This is a genomic window from Xylophilus sp. GOD-11R, assembly GCF_033546935.1.
GTDB lineage: Bacteria > Pseudomonadota > Gammaproteobacteria > Burkholderiales > Burkholderiaceae_C > Xylophilus.
Genome location: NZ_CP137854.1, coordinates 1,747,177 through 1,763,502 on the forward strand (window position 1 = coordinate 1,747,177; position 16,326 = coordinate 1,763,502).

Here is a 16,326-nt window from a genome sequence, read left to right on the forward strand (position 1 = left end):
GACACCGCGGCGCCCAATGGCCCGCGGTTTTCGCTTTGGTGGGCTCGATGGCGTCGCTCGCCGCCGGCGCCTCGTTCGCCATCCAGCTGTTCGCGCGTGTAGGCGCCACCGGCACGACGCTGCTGCGCGTGGGGTTCGCCTCGCTACTGCTCATCGCCTTCTGGCGGCCCTGGCGGGTGCGCTGGACCGGCAGGCAACTGCTGGGCGTGGCGCTGTTCGGCCTGACGCTGGGCGGCATGAACCTGACCTTCTACCTGTCGCTGCGGACCATTCCGCTGGGCGTGGCGATCGCCATCGAACTGCTCGGCCCGCTGGCGGTGGCGGTCACGTTCTCGCGACGGGTGCACGACTTCGCCTGGATCGCGATGGCGGTCGCCGGCATCGCGCTTCTGCTGCCGCTGGGCGGTTTCGCGCGCACGTTGGACCCGGTCGGGCTGGGCTGGGCGCTGGCCGCCGGTGCGCTGTGGGCGGGCTACATCGTCGTCGGCCAGAAGGTGGCGCGCGGTCATCCGGGGCCGGCGCTGGGTCTGGGCTTGCTGGTGGGCGCGCTGATCGCGCTGCCCTTCGGCGTGGCGGTGGCGGGGGCGAACCTGCTGACGCCGGCCATGCTCGGCGCGGGGCTCGCGCTGGCGGTGTTGTCTAGCGCGGTGCCGTATTCGCTGGAGATGTACGCGCTGCGGCGCCTGCCGCCGCAGACCTTCGGCGTGCTCCTCAGCCTGGAGCCGGTGATGGGCGCCCTCTCGGGCTGGCTGTTCCTGCACCAGCGGCTGGCGCCGATACAGTGGCTGGCGATCGGCTGCGTGGTGATCGCGTCTTGCGGTGTGGCAGCCGGTGCGGCGGGCAGGGCGCCGGAGCCGGTCGTCGGCCCGGAGCCGCCCTGAGGCCGGTGGCCTCGCCTCTTGCAAGCTGGCCGGCCGTCCCCAGTTTCAGCAGCATGAACTCCACCACCAAGCAAAGTCTTCCCCGCAACGCCGCCTTGCTGGCCGGGCTGCTGGAGCGCCTGGAAGCCGGCAACCATGCCGATGCGGCTCAATACCGCGACGTCGCGGCCCGGCTGGCTGCCGAACTGCAGAGTCTGCCGCGCGATGCGTCGACCGATGCCTTGTTGATCGCCTCGCCCGCCGCAGCCATCGTGTACGAGAACCTCTATTACGAGCAGGCCGGCCTGTGCCGCACGCCGCTGGAACCGGCCATGGCGGCCGAGCTCGCGGCCCGCGAAGCCATCGCCCACGCGCGGCGGCCGGCGGCATCGGCGACCTGAGTGGGGAGGCGCCCATGAGCGACGCGCAGCACATCGTCTGCCCGCACTGCCACACCACCAACCGCGTGGCGCCGGACGACCGCGCCGAGGCCGACTGCGGGCGCTGCCACCAGCCGCTGTTCACCGGGCATCCGGTGGCGCTCGACCAGGCCGCGTTCGACCGGCACATCGGCCGCAACGACATTCCGGTGTTGGTGGATTTCTGGGCGCCGTGGTGCGGCCCGTGCCGGCAAATGGCGCCGGCCTACGAGCAGGCAGCGGGTCAGCTGGAACCGTCGGTGCGGCTTGCCAAGGTCGACACCGAAGCGGTGCCGGCGCTCGGTGCGAGATTCGGCATTCGCAGCATTCCGACGCTGGCGCTGTTCAAGGGCGGCAAGGAGATTGCGCGGCAGGCCGGTGCCATGGGCGCGTCCGACATCCTGCGCTGGGTGCGCTCGCACGGCGGCTGAGCGCCGTCGGTCAGGCTCCGGTGCTCAGAGCGCCTCGGTGACGCTGCGCCACCACCGCACCAGGCGGTTGGCGCCGTGTACTGTCCATGACTTGCGCACATGCTGCGGCACCTCCCAGGTAGCGACCGTGCCCACGTGGAAAAAAGCGCTTTCGCCCGGCTTCAATTCGAAGGTGCGGCCCTGGTAGGTGACCTTGGCCAGCCCTTCCTGGATGTACACCGCTTCGTCGCCCACATAGGTCCAGTCGAAGGTCGACGGGCCATCGGCCGCCCAGATGCCGGAGATCGTCTTGCCGTCCGCCGACGTGGCGTAAACGGTGCCTCGGAAGTTCGGCGTGCCGCTGATCACGCGCGCTTCGGGCGCGTTGTAGCCGGTCAGGGGCAGGGCGATGGAGGCTTCGGACGGGTCGGGCATGCGGTCCACGTGCTCGATGCATTCGTAGGCGGTGACCCCGGCGAGGGTGACGACGACGCCCGCACAGAAGGCGATCACGGTGTTTTTCATGGAAATCGGGCGGTCGGCAGGACGTGTGTTGGACGTTCGCGATTATTTCCCAATTTGTATCTGACTTTTACAAAGCCGGTACATCCTGCCGGGGCATGAGGTTTGCCGGACTGGCGTCGGATGGGCTGAGGATGCCGATCATCGCCATATTGCGCGCCACCTCCGAGGCCAGCACGCCGATGGCGTGCTGCACGCCCGGCTGGCCACCGATGGCGCCGGCGTAATTGAACGGCCGGCCGACGAAAACGAAGCTCGCGCCCAGGGCCAGGGCAATCAGCACGTCGTTGCCGCGCCGAAAGCCGCTGTCGATCATCAAGGGATAGTCCGGCCCCAGCGCCTGGCGCGCCGCCGGCAGCACCCGCATCGGGGAGACCACGCCGTCGAGCTGCCGGCCACCGTGGTTGGACAGCACGATGCCGTCGGCGCCCTGGTCGCGTGCCTGTTGCGCATCGCCAACGTCGAGGATGCCCTTGACCACCAGCCGGCCCTTCCAACGCCGGCGGATCAGCGCGAAATGCTCCCAGCTCAGGTGGTCGCGCGCGCCGAAATCGCGCATGACGTTCGACGCCAGAATGGGCGCGCCGCGCGTGGCGTGCGAGTTCTCGAAATGCGGCATGCCGTGGCGCACCAGCGTGCGCAGCGCGGTGCCGATCAGCCAGCGCGGATGGGTGATGCCGTCCCAGGCCAATCGCGGCCCGGGCCGCAGCGGGGTGGAGAAACCGGCGCGGATGTTGTTCTCACGGTTGCCGGATACCGGCACGTCCACCGTCACCACCAGCGTGCCGAAACCGGCGGCTTCCACCCGGTCGAGCAACGCCAGGATGCGCTCCGGCTCGCCGGGTACGTAGGCCTGGAACCACGCAGCCGGATTGGCCCGCGCCACGTCTTCCATGCGGATGAGCGAGGAGCCGCTCATGATCATCGGCACGTTGAGCGCAGCGGCGGCCTGCGCCTGGATCAGGTCGCCCCGGTAGGCCGACAGTGCGCTGATGCCCATGGGCGCGATGCCGAAAGGCGCGGCGTAGCGGTGGCCGAAGAGCGAGGTGGCGAGCGAGCGGCGCGAGGTGTCGACCAGCACCCGGTTGACCCATTCGTAGCCTTCGAAGGCGGCACGGTTGGCGCGCAGGCTGCGGTCGGTCTCGCAGCCGCCGCTGACGTAGGCAAAGATGGGACCGGGCAGGTGCTTGCGCGCGGCGATCTCGAAGTCGTCGAGCGAGAGCATGCGGCGCAAGCGCGGCGGAATCTGCCGCGCCAGCGAGGAGGGCGGCGCGGTGTGGCTGAAGACGGGATAGTTTTCAAGGGAGACGGTCGGTTGCATGGCTCGATGCTAGCCGCGTGACCATGTTGCATCGGCGATGATTCGTCGTTCGACCCACGAGAAATTCTCATGAAATTCCATGCGCTTTCCACCTTGATCGCGGTGATGGAACACGGCAGCTTCGCCAGCGCGGCGGAGCAGGTGAACCTGACGCCCAGCGCAGTCAGCCTGCAGATGAAGCAGCTCGAGGCGTACTTCCGGCAGCCGCTGTTCGACCGCTCCGGCCGCAGCGTGCGGCCCACGCCCTTCGCGTCGCGGCTGGCGCGCACGGTGGAGAAGGCGGTCGAAGACATCGAGGCGCTGCGCGAGGTAAACGACCTGGCGCTCGCCGGCCGGGTGCGTCTCGGCATCACCGAGTCGGCGCAGACGACGCTGCTGCCGCGCGCCTTCGCCGCCGTTCGCCGGCAGGCGCCGCAGATCGAACTGCAGATCGACCGCGGCACCACGCCGGGCCTGCTCAACGACCTGAAAGCCGGCACGCTCGACGTGGCGGTGGTGTTCCGGCCGACCACCGGTGGATCGAGCCGGCTGCGCTGGACCGACCTGGGCCGCGAGACCTTCAAGCTGCTGGTGCCAGCCGACCTGCCGGTGGCGAGCGTGGCGCAGGTGTTGCGCGAGCAGCCGTGGATCCGGCTCGACCGCGAACTCGTCGCCGGCCGGCTGGCGGCCCGATTCGTCGACACGCTGGCGCCGAACCGGCAGGCGCTGGTCGACCTGCCCGGCGTGGAGGCCATCGTGGGCATGGTGGCGATCGGCCTGGGGGTGTCGGTGCTGCCGGAATTGCGAGCGGAATTGCTGGGTGCGTATCCGGTGCGGGAGGTGGGCCTGGGCCGGCAGGCACCCTCGCGGCAGATGGCGATCGTGCGGCGCGCGACCGACGCGGGAAACCGGCGCATCGACGCGGTCGAGCAGGCCTTTCGAGAGGCGAGCGGCACCATCTGATTGCATTGGATATAATTTCATTTGAAATCTTTTTGAATGAAGCCATGACTTCGCCATCCCGCCTCGACCGCCTGCTCGCCGACCGGCCGGCCGAACTGGCCGACGCCATCGCCGCGTCGCGCATGGTGTTCCGCGTTGCGCACCTGCTCGAGGCGCGGGTCGATGCGGCCCTGGCGCCGTTCGAGCTGAGCATGCGCGAATACCTGGCGCTGGTGCTGATAGCCGACGATGCGGTGGAGCCGCTGCGGCCGTCGGACCTGAGCACCACGCTCGACGCCACGCGGGTGCAGGTGACGCGCCTGCTCGACGGGCTGGAGCGCAAGGCGCTGGTGCAACGGTCGCCGGCCAAGGAAGATCGGCGCGCGTTGCAACTCGCTCTGACCAAGGCGGGAAGCCGGCGGCTGAAAGAGATCGCGCCGGCCGTGCACGCCGCCTATCAGGAAGGCTGGAGCGCGGTCGGTCCGAAGGCGACCGCCACCGCGTTGAAGGTGCTGCGCACGGTGCACGCCGGCCTGCTGCCTGAGGAAGCACCGTGAGCCATCCCCTCGCATGGCACCAGGACCGGCGGCGCCTGCTGATGGCGCTGCTTGGCCTGCTGGTGGGGCTGGAGTTTCTCGAGAACGGCATGTTCGTCTTCGCGGCGAGCCACATCGTCGGCGGCGTGGACGCCGGGCCGCGCGAGTTTGCGCAGGCGCAGGCGGCGTATGCCGTCGGCAGCATGGTGATGATCGTGATGCAGCAGTGGCTGTCGCGACACTTCGGCTACCGGCGCTACCTCACGGTGTCGCTCGTGATCTTCGCCATCGGCTCGGTGGCGTCGGCTTCGGCCGACGGCATCGTCGGCCTGGGGTTGGCGCGGCTGGTGCAGGGCTTCGGCGGCGGCGCGCTGTTCACCAGTTCGCGGGTGCTGATCCCGATGCTGTTCGGCGCCAAGGAGCGCGGCCTGGCGATCAAGTACTACATGCTGATTTTGTTCGGGCTCAGCGCCTGCGCGCCGGTGCTTGCCGCATCCCTGGTGGATGGCTGGGGCTGGGGTTGGCGCTGGATTTTTCTGTCGGTGCTGCCACCGACAGCCCTGGCCACGGCCGGCTGCTGGTGGCTGCTGCCCGATGCCGCCGGGCGTGGCGGCGAGCCGGTGCGCTGGGCGGCGACGCCGCTGCTCATGGTGGCCGCCGCGCTCACCCTGCTGCAATTGGGCATGGCGGAGGCGCGCTACGACCTGTTCGATCGGCCGCTGCGGCTGGCGGCCATCGCGGCGGCGGGCATCGCGCTGTTCCTGTTCTTTCTCTGGCACCAGTGGCGTCACGAAGAGCCGCTGCTGCGCCTGCGCGAGCTGCGGCATCCGGTGTACGTGATGGGGCTGGCACTCTATTTCGTGCACTACCTGCTGTCGAACGCCAGCAACTATCTGTTCCCGATCTTCGCGGAGCGCAGCCTCGGTTTTCCGCTGCAGGCGGTGGGCTGGATGAGCACCTTCTCGGCGGCGGTGAGCTTCGCCATCGCGTGGGGCTACATCAAGACGGCGGCGAAGATGCCCAGCAAGAAACCCATGATGGTCGCCGGCGCCCTGGCCCTGGCGGCCGCGGCGGCGCTGTTCTCGGCGATGCCGCCGGGCGCCGATGCCGGCGCGCTGCTGCCGGGACTGGTCGCCAAGGGCATGTTCGGCGTGATGCTGGTGCTGCCGGTGGCGGGCCTCACGTTTCGCGGACTGGGCGACGCCGCCTTCGCCCACGGCTACCAGAGCAAGAACCTCATGCGCCAGCTCGCCGGATCGTTCTCCGGCGCGGTGACCGCCATCGTGCTGGAAGACCGGCAGTTCGCCAACGGCTCGCAGATCGCGGCCACTGTGTCGGACAACCATGCACAGACGGTCGACTGGATGGCGTCGATGCAGGCGGCATTCACCGCCCACGGCCTGCTGCCGGGCGCCGCGCATCAGGCCGCGACGGCGCAGATGTCGCGCCTGGTGGAGCAGCAGGCGCTGCTGCTGTCCTGCGAGGACGTCTACCGCTTTCTTGCGGTGCTGGCGCTGCTGGCAGCCGGGATGGTGCTCGCGCAGCGCCGGCTGGCGTAGAGCTTCTTCAGACCAGCACTTCGAGCAGGCGGTCGAGTCCGCCCTGCTCGATGGACACCCGGGCCTGTTCGCGCACCTTGGGCTTGGCGTGGTAGGCCACCGACAGGCCGGCCTCGCCCATCATCGGCAGGTCGTTGGCGCCGTCGCCGACGGCGATGGTCTGCTGCGGCGTGACGCCGAGCAAGGAAGCCACCTCGAGCAGCGTGCGGCGTTTTTCGGCGCCGTCGCAGATGGCGCCCCAGCTCTGTTCGACGACGCGCCCGGTGAGCTTGCCGTCGCGTTCGTCGAGCAGATTGGAGCGGGCGAAGTCGATGCCGAGCCGATCCTTCACCCGGTTGGCGAAAAAAGTGAAGCCGCCCGACACCAGCAGCACCTTCATGCCGGCGGCCTTGCAGGCGGCCACCAGTATGTCGGCGCCGGGGTTGAGCCGCAGCCGCTGGTCGTAGACCTGCTGCAGCGCTTCCACCGGAACGCCTTCGAGCAGGGCCACGCGGCGGCGCAGGCTTTCGCGGAAGTCGGCGATCTCACCGCGCATCGTGGCTTCGGTGATGGCGGCGACCTCAGCCTTCTTGCCAACCGCGTCGGCGATCTCGTCGATGCATTCGATGTTGATCAGCGTCGAGTCCATGTCGAAGGCGATCAGCTTGAAGTCGGCCAGCCGCAGCGGTGTCTGGATGCCGCGCAGCACCAGGCCGGGCAGGGGAGTCGTGGTCATGAGAGCAGGGTCGAAAAAAAAAGGTGGTGTCAGGCAGTGGCGCTGGCTGTTTCGGCCGCGTCGGCGCGGGGCTGGCCCAGGCTGCGCAGAATGTCGCGCACCATCTGGGCGCGGTCCTTGGGCTCGGGCAGCTCGCGCTCGATGCGCAGCTTTTCGTTGCCGACCAGCTTCACGTTCCGGTTCTTCTGGATCAGCTCGATGATGCGCATCGGATCCACCGGTGGATTGGGCTTGAAGGTGATGTTGGTGACGCCCGGTGCGGCATCGACCTTGACCACGCCGTAGGGCTTGGCCAGCACCCGCAGCCGGTGCACGTCCACCAGCGTCTGGGCCTGCGTCGGCAGCTTGCCGAAGCGGTCGACGATCTCCTCGAGCAGCCGGTCGATCTGGTCGGCGGTGCGGGCGGTGGCGAGCTTCTTGTAGAAGGACAGGCGCAGGTGCACGTCGCCGCAGTAGTCGTTGGGCAGCAGGGCAGGCGCGTGGAGGTTGATCTCGGTGGCGGCCGACAGCGGCGCCAGCAGGTCGGGTTCCTTGCCGGCTTTGAGCGACCGCACCGCCTCGGACAGCATCTCGTTGTAGAGCTGGAAGCCGATCTCCATCATGTTGCCGCTCTGGTTCTCGCCCAGCACCTCGCCGGTGCCGCGGATTTCCAGGTCGTGCATCGCCAGGTAGAAGCCGGAGCCGAGCTCTTCCATCTGCTGGATGGCATCGAGCCGCTGCTGGGCGTGCTTGGTGAGGCCCTCGATGTCGGGAACCATCAGGTAGGCATAGGCCTGGTGGTGGCTGCGGCCGACGCGTCCGCGCAGCTGGTGCAGCTGCGCCAGGCCGAACTTGTCGGCGCGGCTCATCACGATGGTGTTGGCAGACGGCACGTCGATGCCGGTCTCGATGATGGTCGAGCACAGCAGCAGGTTGTAGCGCTGGGCGACGAAGTCGCGCATGACCTTCTCCAGCTCGCGCTCGGGCATCTGGCCGTGGGCGACCGCGATGCGCGCCTCGGGCAGGATCTCTTCGAGCTTCTGCCGGCGGTTCTGAATGGTCTCGACTTCGTTGTGCAGGAAGTAGACCTGGCCGCCGCGCTTGAGCTCGCGCAACACCGCCTCGCGGATCACGCCGTTGCTCTCGCTGCGCACGAAGGTCTTGATGGCCAGGCGGCGCTGCGGCGCGGTGGCGATCACGCTCAGGTCGCGCAGGCCTTCGAGCGCCATGCCCAGGGTGCGCGGGATGGGGGTGGCGGTGAGGGTGAGCACGTCGACCTCGGAGCGCAAGGCCTTCATCTGCTCCTTGTGGCGCACGCCGAAGCGGTGCTCCTCGTCGATGATGAGCAGGCCAAGGTTCTGGAACTTGACCGACTCGCTGAGCAGCTTGTGCGTGCCCACGACGATGTCGACGCTGCCGTCTTCCAGGCCCTTGGCGGCGGCGGTGATTTCCTTGGCGGAGCGGAAGCGGCTCATCTCGGCGACTTTCACCGGCCACTTGGCGAAGCGGTCGACGAGCGTCTGAAAATGCTGTTCGGCCAGCAGCGTGGTCGGCGCCAGGAAAGCCACCTGCTTGCCGCCGGTGACCGCGATGAAGGCGGCCCGCAGCGCGACCTCGGTCTTGCCGAAGCCGACGTCGCCGCAGACCAGGCGGTCCATGGGCTGGGGCGAGATCATGTCCTGCACCACCGCATGGATGGCGGCGCGCTGGTCGGCGGTTTCGTCAAAGCCGAAATCGTTGGAAAAGATCTCGTAGTCGGCCGCCGAGAAGCGAAACGCGTGGCCCTGGCGCAGCGCGCGGCGGGCGTAGATGTTGAGCAGCTCGGCGGCCGAGTCGCGCACCTGTTCGGCGGCCTTGCGCTTGGCCTTGTCCCACTGGGCGCTGCCGAGCTTGTGCAGCGGTGCCTCGTCGGCCGACACGCCGGTGTAGCGGCTGATCTGGTGCAGCTGCGACACCGGCACGTAGAGCGCGGCCTTGTCGGCGTATTCCAGGTGCAGAAATTCGCTGTCGCCCTGGCCCAGGTCCATGTTGATCAGGCCGAGGTAACGGCCGATGCCGTGCTGCACGTGCACCACCGGGTCGCCGACGTTGAGCTCGGACAGGTCCTTGATCAGCGCCTCGACATCGCTCACCTGCTCCTGGCGGCGGCGCCTGCGGGTGGTGACGCCGGCGGCGAAGAGCTCGGTTTCGGTGACGAAGTCGATGCCTTCGTCGATCCACGAGAAACCGGCGGCCAGCGGCGCGGTGGCGATGCCCAGGCGCTCGTCGGCGGCGGCTTCGAAAGCCTGCAGGCTGTCGAAGGCCGGCGGCTGCACGTCGCTGGCGCGCAGGAAGTCGAGCAGGCTCTCGCGCCGGCCGTCGCTCTCGGCCAGTATCAGCACGCGGTTCTGGGTGTTGCGGGCGTGGGTCTTGAAGCGGGCCAGCGGGTCTTCGGCGCCGCGCACCACCGAGATCTCGGTGAGGGGGGCGAAGCGCTCGTTGCCTTGGCTCGAATCGGCGGCACGCAGGGCGAGCTGCGCATGGGCGTTGGCCCGCACGTAGAACTGGTCGGCCGACAGGAACAGCGATTCGGGCGGCAGCACCGGGCGGTCGGCGTCACCGTGCACCAGACGGTAGCGGTCGCGTGTGTCCTGCCAGAAGCGCTGGAAGGCGGGCTCGACGTCGCCGTGCAGCACCACGGTGGCGTCGGCACCGAGGTAGTCGAAGACGGTGGCGGTCTCGTCGAAGAACAGCGGCAGGTAGTACTCGATGCCGGCGGTGGCCACACCCGCGCCCATGTCCTTGTAGATGCGGCTGCGGGTGGGGTCGCCGTCGAGCATCTCGCGCCAGCGGCTGCGAAAGCGCGCCCGGGCGTCGTCGTCCATCGGGAACTCGCGGCCGGGCAGCAGCCGCACTTCGGGCACCGGATAGAGGCTGCGCTGGCTGTCGGGGTCGAAGGTGCGGATCGAGTCGATCTCGTCGTCGAACAGGTCGACCCGGTAGGGCACCGGCGAGCCCATGGGGTAGAGATCGATCAGGCCACCGCGCACCGCGTATTCGCCGGGGCTCACCACCTGCGAGACGTTGCTGTAGCCGGCAAGTGTCAACTGCGCGCGAAGCCGGGCCTCGTCGAGCTTCTGCTTCGTCTTGAAATGAAAGGTGTAGCCCGCCAGGAAGGAGGGCGGCGCCACCCGGTAGAGCGCCGTGGTGGCCGGCACCAGCACCACGTCGGCGTCGCCTTGCGAAATGCGCCAGAGCGCTGCCAGCCGGTCGCTGATCAGGTCCTGGTGCGGCGAGAAGGTGTCGTAGGGCAGCGTTTCCCAATCGGGAAACAATGCGCAACGCAGGCCGGGTGCGAAGAAGGCGATTTCGTCCAGCAGACGCTGGGCGTCGTTGGCATCGGAGGTGACGATGGCGGTGCGTCGCCCGGCAGCGGCCTCGCGCAACCCGAGTCGGCCCAGCAGCAGCGCGTCGGCCGATCCTGGCGGGCGAGGCAGGGTGAAGCGTTTTCCGGGAACGAGGCGTGGCAGATCCATAGACAAGGTGCTGAAAACCGGGGCGTTGTTCCGCCGTTGAAACACGAACACCCCCCGTCGCGGCGACGGGGGGTGACAGGGCGATCTTTCGCCCGATTCTAGAATGGGGCGATTTGCCCCGTGTTCAATGCGCGGGCGCCCGATTACCCCGGTTTTTACCCTTCTCCCGCCCGCATGCCTGAAGCCGTTCCCCAACCCTCCGCCCGCCTCTGGGCGCTCGTCCCCTGCGCGGGTACCGGTCAGCGCGCCGGCGGCGACGAGCCCAAGCAATACCAGCCGATCGCCGGCGTGCCGATGGTGCGTCACACGCTCGCCGCGCTGGGCGGGGTGTCGCGACTGGCCGGCGGCCTGCTGGTGGTGGCGCCGGGCGACAAGTTCTTCGAACACCGCGGGCCGGACGACCGGCGCTTCGCCGTCGTGGCCTGTGGCGGCACGACACGGGCGCAGACGGTGGCGCAGGGCCTGACCGCGCTGGCCGAACGCGGCGCGTCGCCCGACGACTGGGTGCTGGTGCACGACGCGGCACGTTGCCTGGTCACGCCCGAACGCATCGACTCGCTGATCGACGCCTGCCTGGACGATGCCGTCGGCGGGCTGCTGGCCCAGCCGCTGGCCGATACGCTCAAGGCCGCGCACGGCGACCGGGCGCACACCACGCTCGACCGGCGTGACCGCTGGCTGGCGCAGACGCCCCAGATGTTCCGGCTCGGCATGCTGGCCGACGCCCTGCGCAGCGCGGGCAGCGCGGTAACCGACGAGGCCAGCGCGGTGGAGGCGCTCGGCCTGCAGCCAAGGCTGGTGCCGGGCGGCGCACAGAATTTCAAGGTGACCTGGCCGGAGGATTTCGCCCTGGCCGAAGCGGTGTTGGCCGCACGAAAGATCGGATGAATCAGATTCGCGTGGGAGAGGGCTGGGATGTACACGCCCTGGTCGAGGGGCGGCGCCTGGTGCTGGGCGGTGTCGAAGTGCCGTACGCCAAGGGCCTGCTCGGGCATTCGGATGCGGACGTGCTGCTGCACGCCATCACCGATGCGTTGCTGGGGGCCGCAGGCCTGGGTGACATCGGCACGCTGTTTCCGGACACCGACCAGCAGTTCAAGGGCGCCGATTCTGCGGTGCTGCTGGCCGAGGCCATGCGCCGGGTGGCGGCACTCGGCTGGCGGCTGGGCAATGTCGACTGCACGGTGATCGCCCAGGCGCCGAAGCTCGTGCCCTACAAGCAGGCGATCCGTGAACGCATCGCCGAGGTGCTGGCACTGGAGCCGGACGCGGTGAACGTGAAGGCCAAGACCGCCGAAAAGCTCGGCCCGGTCGGCGAGGGCCTCAGCATGGAAGCCCGCGCCGTCGTGCTGCTATTTCGGTAGGGTCTGTTTCGGCAACACCCGGCGGGCGACTACCGACGGCCGCCAGGAGCGCTTTTCGGAGCCCGACGACGGCGGCTTTTCGTGGCCGTCGACAGCCGGCGCCCGGGCGAGTTCGAGCCGGGCCAAAAAGCCGCCGGTGCGCGCGTTCGACAACTGGAAGGTGCCGCCCATGCGCCGCACCGTCTTGTCGACGATGGACAGGCCGAGACCTGCGCCGGTGGCCGAGGTGCGGGCAGTGTCGCCCCGGAAAAACGGTTTGGTCAGATGGACCAGGGATTCGGGCGGCACGCCCAGCCCGTGGTCGCGCACGGTGATGACGACCGTGCCCACATCGCGCCCGATGGCCGTGGCGTAGGCGCCGATGTCGACTTCGGCCACGTCGAGCCCCGGCGACTTGCCATAACGGCGCGCGTTCTCGATGAGGTTGGACACCACCCGCGCGAGCTCGGTGCCGTCGGCCATCACACGCAGGCCTTCGGGCACCTCGACGCGGATCTTGAGCTCGTCGTGATCTTCCACCGCGTAGACGCAGGAAGCGACGACGTCGCCCAGCAGCACTGGGCGCAGGTCGACGTGGTCGGGGCGGGCGTAGTCGAGGAACTTGTCGATGATGGCGTCGAGCTGGGCCATGTCGGCGACCATGTGGTCGCGCGCATCGAGGTCGGCCACGCTCATCTCGGTCTCGAGCCGCAGGCGCGCCAGGGGCGTGCGCAGGTCGTGCGAGATGCCGGCCAGCATGATGGCGCGGTCCTGCTCCAGTTCGGCCAGGCGGCGCGCCATGCGGTTGAAGCCGAGATTGACTTCGCGGATCTCGGTGGTGAGGGCCTGTTCGTCGAGTTCGGCGGTGGCGAAATCGCCTTCACGCACCCGGTTGGCGGCCCGCGACAACTGTTTGAGCGGGCGGTTGATCAGCCGCGTGATGGCAGCCGCGCCCGCGAGGGACAGCACCGCCGCCGTCACCAGCCACACCAGCCAGATCGTGCCGCTCGACGGACTGAATCGGGCCTGGTCGAGCAGCAGCCAGTTGGAGTCGCCGTTGATGACGAAGCCGACCCACAGGCCTTTTTCACCGTTGACGCTCTGCGCCACCACCGTGCCCTGGCCCAGCCGCTCCACCAGTTCTTCCGTCATGCGGCCGCCGAAGCGGTCGGCCACCATGGGTTCGTAGCGGTCGCCGGGCTCGCGCGGCAGGATGCGCACGCCTTCCTGGTCGGCCATGGTCTTGATGAGCGACACCCGCGCGATGGCGTCCGCGTGGATCAGGGCTGCGCGGCTGAGGTTGACCAGCGATGCGATCTGCTGGGCGGTGTGCAGCGCGCGCGGCTCGTATTCGAGCGACAGCAGCGTGTGCAGCCAGGCCATGATGCTGCCGACCAGCAGGATCGCCAGCAGGAAGAAGGTGCGCCAGAAGAGGTTGAGGCCGACCCGCTTGGGCCGCACCTCGACTTTTTCGTCCTCCGCACGCGCCGGCTCCTGGGCGGCGTCTGCCGCGTCGGCGGTATGGGCTACTGCGGCCATGGCGACAGCACTGGTGTGTCGGGGCCGGCTGTCAGCGTACGTTGGGTGTCACGCATCAGTTCGTGCCGTCCGGCACGAACACGTATCCCACGCCCCAGACGGTCTGGATATAGCGTGGCGCGGCGGCGTCGACCTCGACCAGCTTGCGCAGGCGGGAAATCTGCACGTCGAGGCTGCGATCGAAGGGCTCGAATTCGCGGCCGCGTGCCAGCAGGGCCAGCTTTTCGCGCGACAGTGGTTGGCGCGGATGGCGCACCAGCGCCTTGAGCATGGCGAATTCGCCGGTGGTCAGCGGTAGCTCCTCGCCGCTCTTCTGCAGGGCACGGGTGCCGAGGTCGAAGGTGAAGGGGCCGAAGGTGACGGTTTCGTTTTCGCCCGACGGAGCGCCCGGGGCTTCCGGCGGCGGCCGGCGACGCAGCACCGCGTGGATGCGGGCCAGCAGCTCGCGCGGATTGAAAGGCTTGCCCAGGTAGTCGTCGGAGCCGACTTCCAGACCGACGATGCGGTCGACGTCCTCGCCCTTGGCTGTGAGCATGATGATGGGCGTGCGGTCGTTGGCGGCGCGCAGGCGGCGGCAGATGGACAGGCCGTCTTCTCCAGGCATCATCAGGTCGAGCACGATCAGGTCGACGGTGTCGCGCAGCAGGATGCGGTTGAGTGCCTTGCCGTCCTCGGCGACCATCACTTCGAAACCTTCCTGGGTCAGGTAGCGGCGGAGCAGGTCGCGGATTCGGGCATCGTCGTCGACCACCAGGATCTTGTCGGTTCGTGCGGCTACGGGTTGCGTCATGGAGGTCTCGATATTTGTAACAGACGCATTGTGTAGGCGGCGGCGGCGTGGTTTCGCGCCGTTTTGTCAATTGTTACAAGTCTTGCCTCAGGGCGCGCTGGCATCTTCGGCCCACCCGGATAAGGTCGGGCGCGGCCTCCGAGCCGCCATCCAATCACCGAAAAAACCGATATCCATGCATCCAAAATTTCAGATTCTTCCGGCAATCGCTTTCGTCCTGGCAGCTGTCGGCGCACAGGCGCAGACCTTGGTCGCGCCGCAGCCTCAGAACGTCGTCCAGTTGTCGACCGACGGCCAGGTGGAGGTGACGCAGGACATGCTGAGCATGACCTTGTCGACGACGAAGGAGGGCGTCGATCCCGCGGCCGTGCAGTCGCAGCTCAAGGCAGCGCTCGACGCCGCACTGGTCGAGGCGCGCAAGAACGCGGCGCCCGGCCAGCTCGATGTGCGGACCGGCAACTTCGGTCTGTACCCGCGCTATTCGAAGGACGGAAAGATCGCCAGCTGGCAGGGCTCCGCGGAGCTGGTGCTGGAAGGTCGTGACTTCCCGCGCATCACGTCCACCGCGGGCCGCATCTCGACGCTGACCCTGTCCCGCACCGGTTTCGGCCTGAGCCGCGAGCAGCGCGCCAAGGTGGAAGGCGATGCGCAATCGCAGGCGATCGAGCGCTTCAAGGCCAAGGCCGCCGACCTGAGCCGTGCCTTCGGTTTCAAGGGCTACACCCTGCGCGAGGTGGCCGTGAATACCAGCGACTCCTCGCCGATGCAGCGCCCGCGCATGATGGCCATGGAAGCCAAGGCGGCCGTGGCCGACGCGCCGGTCCCGGTCGAGGCTGGCAAGAGCACCGTCACCGTCAATGTGTCCGGCTCGGTGCAGATGAACTGAGCCGACCCGCACCGAACCTGCGGGCGCCCTGTTCGAACACGCGTGGTCTCCCCACCCCAGGGTGCCGCCGACCGGCTCCGCCGGCCGGCCAGCACCGCCCCCGGAAGGGGGTAGGCGAACGACACGAAGTGCGGCAGCCTGGGGGGCGAGCCAGTTATTGCGCGGTCCAACCGCCGTCGACCTGCCAGGCCACGCCACGCACATTGTTGGCAGCCGGCGAGCAGAGGAAGACGGCGAGTTCGCCCAACTCGTCGGGCGTGGTGAACTGCAGCGACGGTTGCTTCTCGCTCAGCAGATCGCGCTTGGCGTCGTCCGCGGATATGCCGTCGCGTGCCGAGCGTTCGTCGATCTGCTTCTGCACCAGCGGCGTCAGCACCCAGCCAGGGCATATGGCATTGACGGTGACGCCGGTCGTGGCGTTCTCCAGCGCCGCGACCTTGGTGAAGCCGACGATCCCGTGCTTGGCCGCCACGTAGGCCGACTTCTGCGCCGACGCCACCAGCCCATGCGTGCTGGCGATGTTCACCACGCGCCCCCAGCCGGCCGCGAGCATGCCCGGCAATGCCAGCCGGGTGGTGTGAAAGGCGCTGGTGAGGTTGATGGCGATGATCGCGTCCCACTTCTCGGGCGGAAAGTCCTCGATGCGCGCGACGTGCTGGATGCCGGCGTTGTTCACCAGGATGTCGACCTGCCCACTTGCCTTGCCGGCGAAGGCGATCATGTCGGCGATCTGATCGGGCTTGGACATATCGGCACCATGGTGGCTCACCGAAATGCCGTGCGCCTTGCCCGCTTCGGCCACCAGGCGTTTCGGTTCTTCGGTGTCCCCGAACCCGTTCAATACCAGGTTGGCGCCCTGGCGGGCCAGCGCCTGCGCGACCCCCAGTCCGATACCGCTGGTGGAGCCTGTGACGAGAGCGGTCTTTCCTCTGAGCATGGATGTTTCTCCGGATCAATTAGGATGGGTCGCGGGCATTATTGCCGTCTTCGTGGAGGCGCGCACCGCGCCGC

The 16,326-nt window shown here is 68.5% G+C and carries 16 protein-coding genes; 9 read left to right on the plus strand and 7 right to left on the minus strand.

The window, feature by feature from the left end:
* Positions 1 to 47 precede the first annotated feature (47 nt).
* Genes R9X41_RS08075 through trxC form a run of 3 tightly spaced genes read left to right on the plus strand, consistent with a single transcriptional unit; the run spans position 48 to position 1,710 of the window.
* Positions 48 to 881, plus strand: a complete 834-nt coding sequence (locus R9X41_RS08075; protein ID WP_318634358.1) for an EamA family transporter — start codon at positions 48 to 50, stop codon at positions 879 to 881.
* A 53-nt stretch (positions 882 to 934) separates the two neighbouring features.
* The gene (locus R9X41_RS08080; RefSeq protein WP_318634359.1) at positions 935 to 1,261 is read left to right on the plus strand and encodes a hypothetical protein; all 327 of its coding nucleotides are present in this window, start codon (positions 935 to 937) and stop codon (positions 1,259 to 1,261) included.
* A gap of 14 nt (positions 1,262 to 1,275) precedes the next feature.
* Complete coding sequence (trxC, locus tag R9X41_RS08085; RefSeq protein ID WP_318634360.1) at positions 1,276 to 1,710, plus strand: thioredoxin TrxC; 435 nt, start codon at positions 1,276 to 1,278, stop codon at positions 1,708 to 1,710.
* A 24-nt stretch (positions 1,711 to 1,734) separates the two neighbouring features.
* Here trxC and R9X41_RS08090 read toward each other — a convergent pair whose 3' ends face one another.
* Together R9X41_RS08090 and R9X41_RS08095 are read right to left on the minus strand one after the other, a co-directional pair.
* A complete protein-coding gene (locus R9X41_RS08090; RefSeq protein WP_318634361.1) occupies positions 1,735 to 2,214 on the minus strand; it encodes a cupin domain-containing protein in 480 nt (159 codons plus the stop codon).
* A 67-nt stretch (positions 2,215 to 2,281) separates the two neighbouring features.
* Positions 2,282 to 3,532 carry an alpha-hydroxy acid oxidase gene (locus R9X41_RS08095; RefSeq protein ID WP_412556672.1) on the minus strand — a complete coding sequence of 417 codons (1,251 nt, stop codon included), beginning with the start codon at positions 3,530 to 3,532 and terminating at the stop codon, positions 2,282 to 2,284.
* A 69-nt stretch (positions 3,533 to 3,601) separates the two neighbouring features.
* On the opposite strand from R9X41_RS08095, the gene R9X41_RS08100 reads away from it, so the two are divergent.
* Genes R9X41_RS08100 through R9X41_RS08110 form a run of 3 tightly spaced genes read left to right on the plus strand, consistent with a single transcriptional unit; the run spans position 3,602 to position 6,548 of the window.
* A complete protein-coding gene (locus tag R9X41_RS08100) occupies positions 3,602 to 4,474 on the plus strand; it encodes a LysR family transcriptional regulator (RefSeq protein ID WP_318634362.1) in 873 nt (290 codons plus the stop codon).
* 44 nt (positions 4,475 to 4,518) lie between these two features.
* On the plus strand, positions 4,519 to 5,010 hold the full coding sequence (locus R9X41_RS08105; protein WP_318634363.1) for a MarR family winged helix-turn-helix transcriptional regulator: 492 nt from the start codon (positions 4,519 to 4,521) through the stop codon (positions 5,008 to 5,010).
* Positions 5,007 to 6,548, plus strand: coding sequence for an MFS transporter (locus R9X41_RS08110; protein WP_318634364.1), 1,542 nt, complete (start codon positions 5,007 to 5,009; stop codon positions 6,546 to 6,548). The genes R9X41_RS08105 and R9X41_RS08110 overlap by 4 nt, the downstream gene beginning before the upstream one ends.
* Positions 6,549 to 6,555: 7 nt before the next feature.
* Here R9X41_RS08110 and serB read toward each other — a convergent pair whose 3' ends face one another.
* Together serB and mfd are read right to left on the minus strand one after the other, a co-directional pair.
* Positions 6,556 to 7,263 (minus strand): phosphoserine phosphatase SerB, encoded by a 708-nt coding sequence (gene serB, locus R9X41_RS08115; protein ID WP_318634365.1) that lies wholly within the window; start codon positions 7,261 to 7,263, stop codon positions 6,556 to 6,558.
* A gap of 29 nt (positions 7,264 to 7,292) precedes the next feature.
* Positions 7,293 to 10,757: a transcription-repair coupling factor gene (gene mfd / locus R9X41_RS08120; protein WP_318634366.1), complete on the minus strand. Its 3,465-nt coding sequence runs from the start codon at positions 10,755 to 10,757 to the stop codon at positions 7,293 to 7,295.
* A gap of 174 nt (positions 10,758 to 10,931) precedes the next feature.
* Here mfd and ispD point away from each other — a divergent pair, with 174 nt between their 5' ends.
* Positions 10,932 to 11,645: a 2-C-methyl-D-erythritol 4-phosphate cytidylyltransferase gene (gene ispD, locus R9X41_RS08125; RefSeq protein ID WP_318634367.1), complete on the plus strand. Its 714-nt coding sequence runs from the start codon at positions 10,932 to 10,934 to the stop codon at positions 11,643 to 11,645.
* Positions 11,642 to 12,121: a 2-C-methyl-D-erythritol 2,4-cyclodiphosphate synthase gene (gene ispF / locus R9X41_RS08130; RefSeq protein ID WP_318634368.1), complete on the plus strand. Its 480-nt coding sequence runs from the start codon at positions 11,642 to 11,644 to the stop codon at positions 12,119 to 12,121. Before ispD ends, ispF begins: the two co-directional genes overlap by 4 nt.
* Here ispF and R9X41_RS08135 read toward each other — a convergent pair.
* Together R9X41_RS08135 and ompR are read right to left on the minus strand one after the other, a co-directional pair.
* Positions 12,110 to 13,639 carry a sensor histidine kinase family protein gene (locus R9X41_RS08135; RefSeq protein WP_318634369.1) on the minus strand — a complete coding sequence of 510 codons (1,530 nt, stop codon included), beginning with the start codon at positions 13,637 to 13,639 and terminating at the stop codon, positions 12,110 to 12,112. The two genes, ispF and R9X41_RS08135, sit on opposite strands and share 12 nt — an antisense overlap.
* A 55-nt stretch (positions 13,640 to 13,694) precedes the next feature.
* On the minus strand, positions 13,695 to 14,429 hold the full coding sequence (gene ompR, locus R9X41_RS08140; RefSeq protein ID WP_318634370.1) for an osmolarity response regulator transcription factor OmpR: 735 nt from the start codon (positions 14,427 to 14,429) through the stop codon (positions 13,695 to 13,697).
* Positions 14,430 to 14,604: 175 nt separating this feature from the next.
* Here ompR and R9X41_RS08145 point away from each other — a divergent pair, with 175 nt between their 5' ends.
* The gene (locus R9X41_RS08145) at positions 14,605 to 15,315 is read left to right on the plus strand and encodes an SIMPL domain-containing protein (protein ID WP_318634371.1); all 711 of its coding nucleotides are present in this window, start codon (positions 14,605 to 14,607) and stop codon (positions 15,313 to 15,315) included.
* A gap of 154 nt (positions 15,316 to 15,469) precedes the next feature.
* On the opposite strand, the gene R9X41_RS08150 is transcribed toward R9X41_RS08145, so the two are convergent.
* Complete coding sequence (locus tag R9X41_RS08150) at positions 15,470 to 16,252, minus strand: 3-hydroxybutyrate dehydrogenase (protein ID WP_318634372.1); 783 nt, start codon at positions 16,250 to 16,252, stop codon at positions 15,470 to 15,472.
* Between the last annotated feature and the right edge of the window lie 74 nt (positions 16,253 to 16,326).

Bases quoted from the DNA above. Each gene is read 5' to 3' on its own strand.
- R9X41_RS08100 (WP_318634362.1), top strand. From the start codon at position 3,602: ATGAAATTCCATGCGCTTTCCACCTTGATCGCGGTGATGGAACACGGC.
- trxC (WP_318634360.1), top strand. From the start codon at position 1,276: ATGAGCGACGCGCAGCACATCGTCTGCCCGCACTGCCACACCACCAAC.
- mfd (WP_318634366.1), bottom strand. From the start codon at position 10,757: ATGGATCTGCCACGCCTCGTTCCCGGAAAACGCTTCACCCTGCCTCGC.
- R9X41_RS08150 (WP_318634372.1), bottom strand. From the start codon at position 16,252: ATGCTCAGAGGAAAGACCGCTCTCGTCACAGGCTCCACCAGCGGTATC.
- ompR (WP_318634370.1), bottom strand. From the start codon at position 14,429: ATGACGCAACCCGTAGCCGCACGAACCGACAAGATCCTGGTGGTCGAC.
- R9X41_RS08080 (WP_318634359.1), top strand. From the start codon at position 935: ATGAACTCCACCACCAAGCAAAGTCTTCCCCGCAACGCCGCCTTGCTG.
- R9X41_RS08095 (WP_412556672.1), bottom strand. From the start codon at position 3,532: ATGCAACCGACCGTCTCCCTTGAAAACTATCCCGTCTTCAGCCACACC.
- R9X41_RS08075 (WP_318634358.1), top strand. From the start codon at position 48: ATGGCGTCGCTCGCCGCCGGCGCCTCGTTCGCCATCCAGCTGTTCGCG.
- ispF (WP_318634368.1), top strand. From the start codon at position 11,642: ATGAATCAGATTCGCGTGGGAGAGGGCTGGGATGTACACGCCCTGGTC.
- R9X41_RS08135 (WP_318634369.1), bottom strand. From the start codon at position 13,639: ATGGCCGCAGTAGCCCATACCGCCGACGCGGCAGACGCCGCCCAGGAG.
- R9X41_RS08145 (WP_318634371.1), top strand. From the start codon at position 14,605: ATGCATCCAAAATTTCAGATTCTTCCGGCAATCGCTTTCGTCCTGGCA.
- R9X41_RS08105 (WP_318634363.1), top strand. From the start codon at position 4,519: ATGACTTCGCCATCCCGCCTCGACCGCCTGCTCGCCGACCGGCCGGCC.
- R9X41_RS08090 (WP_318634361.1), bottom strand. From the start codon at position 2,214: ATGAAAAACACCGTGATCGCCTTCTGTGCGGGCGTCGTCGTCACCCTC.
- ispD (WP_318634367.1), top strand. From the start codon at position 10,932: ATGCCTGAAGCCGTTCCCCAACCCTCCGCCCGCCTCTGGGCGCTCGTC.
- serB (WP_318634365.1), bottom strand. From the start codon at position 7,263: ATGACCACGACTCCCCTGCCCGGCCTGGTGCTGCGCGGCATCCAGACA.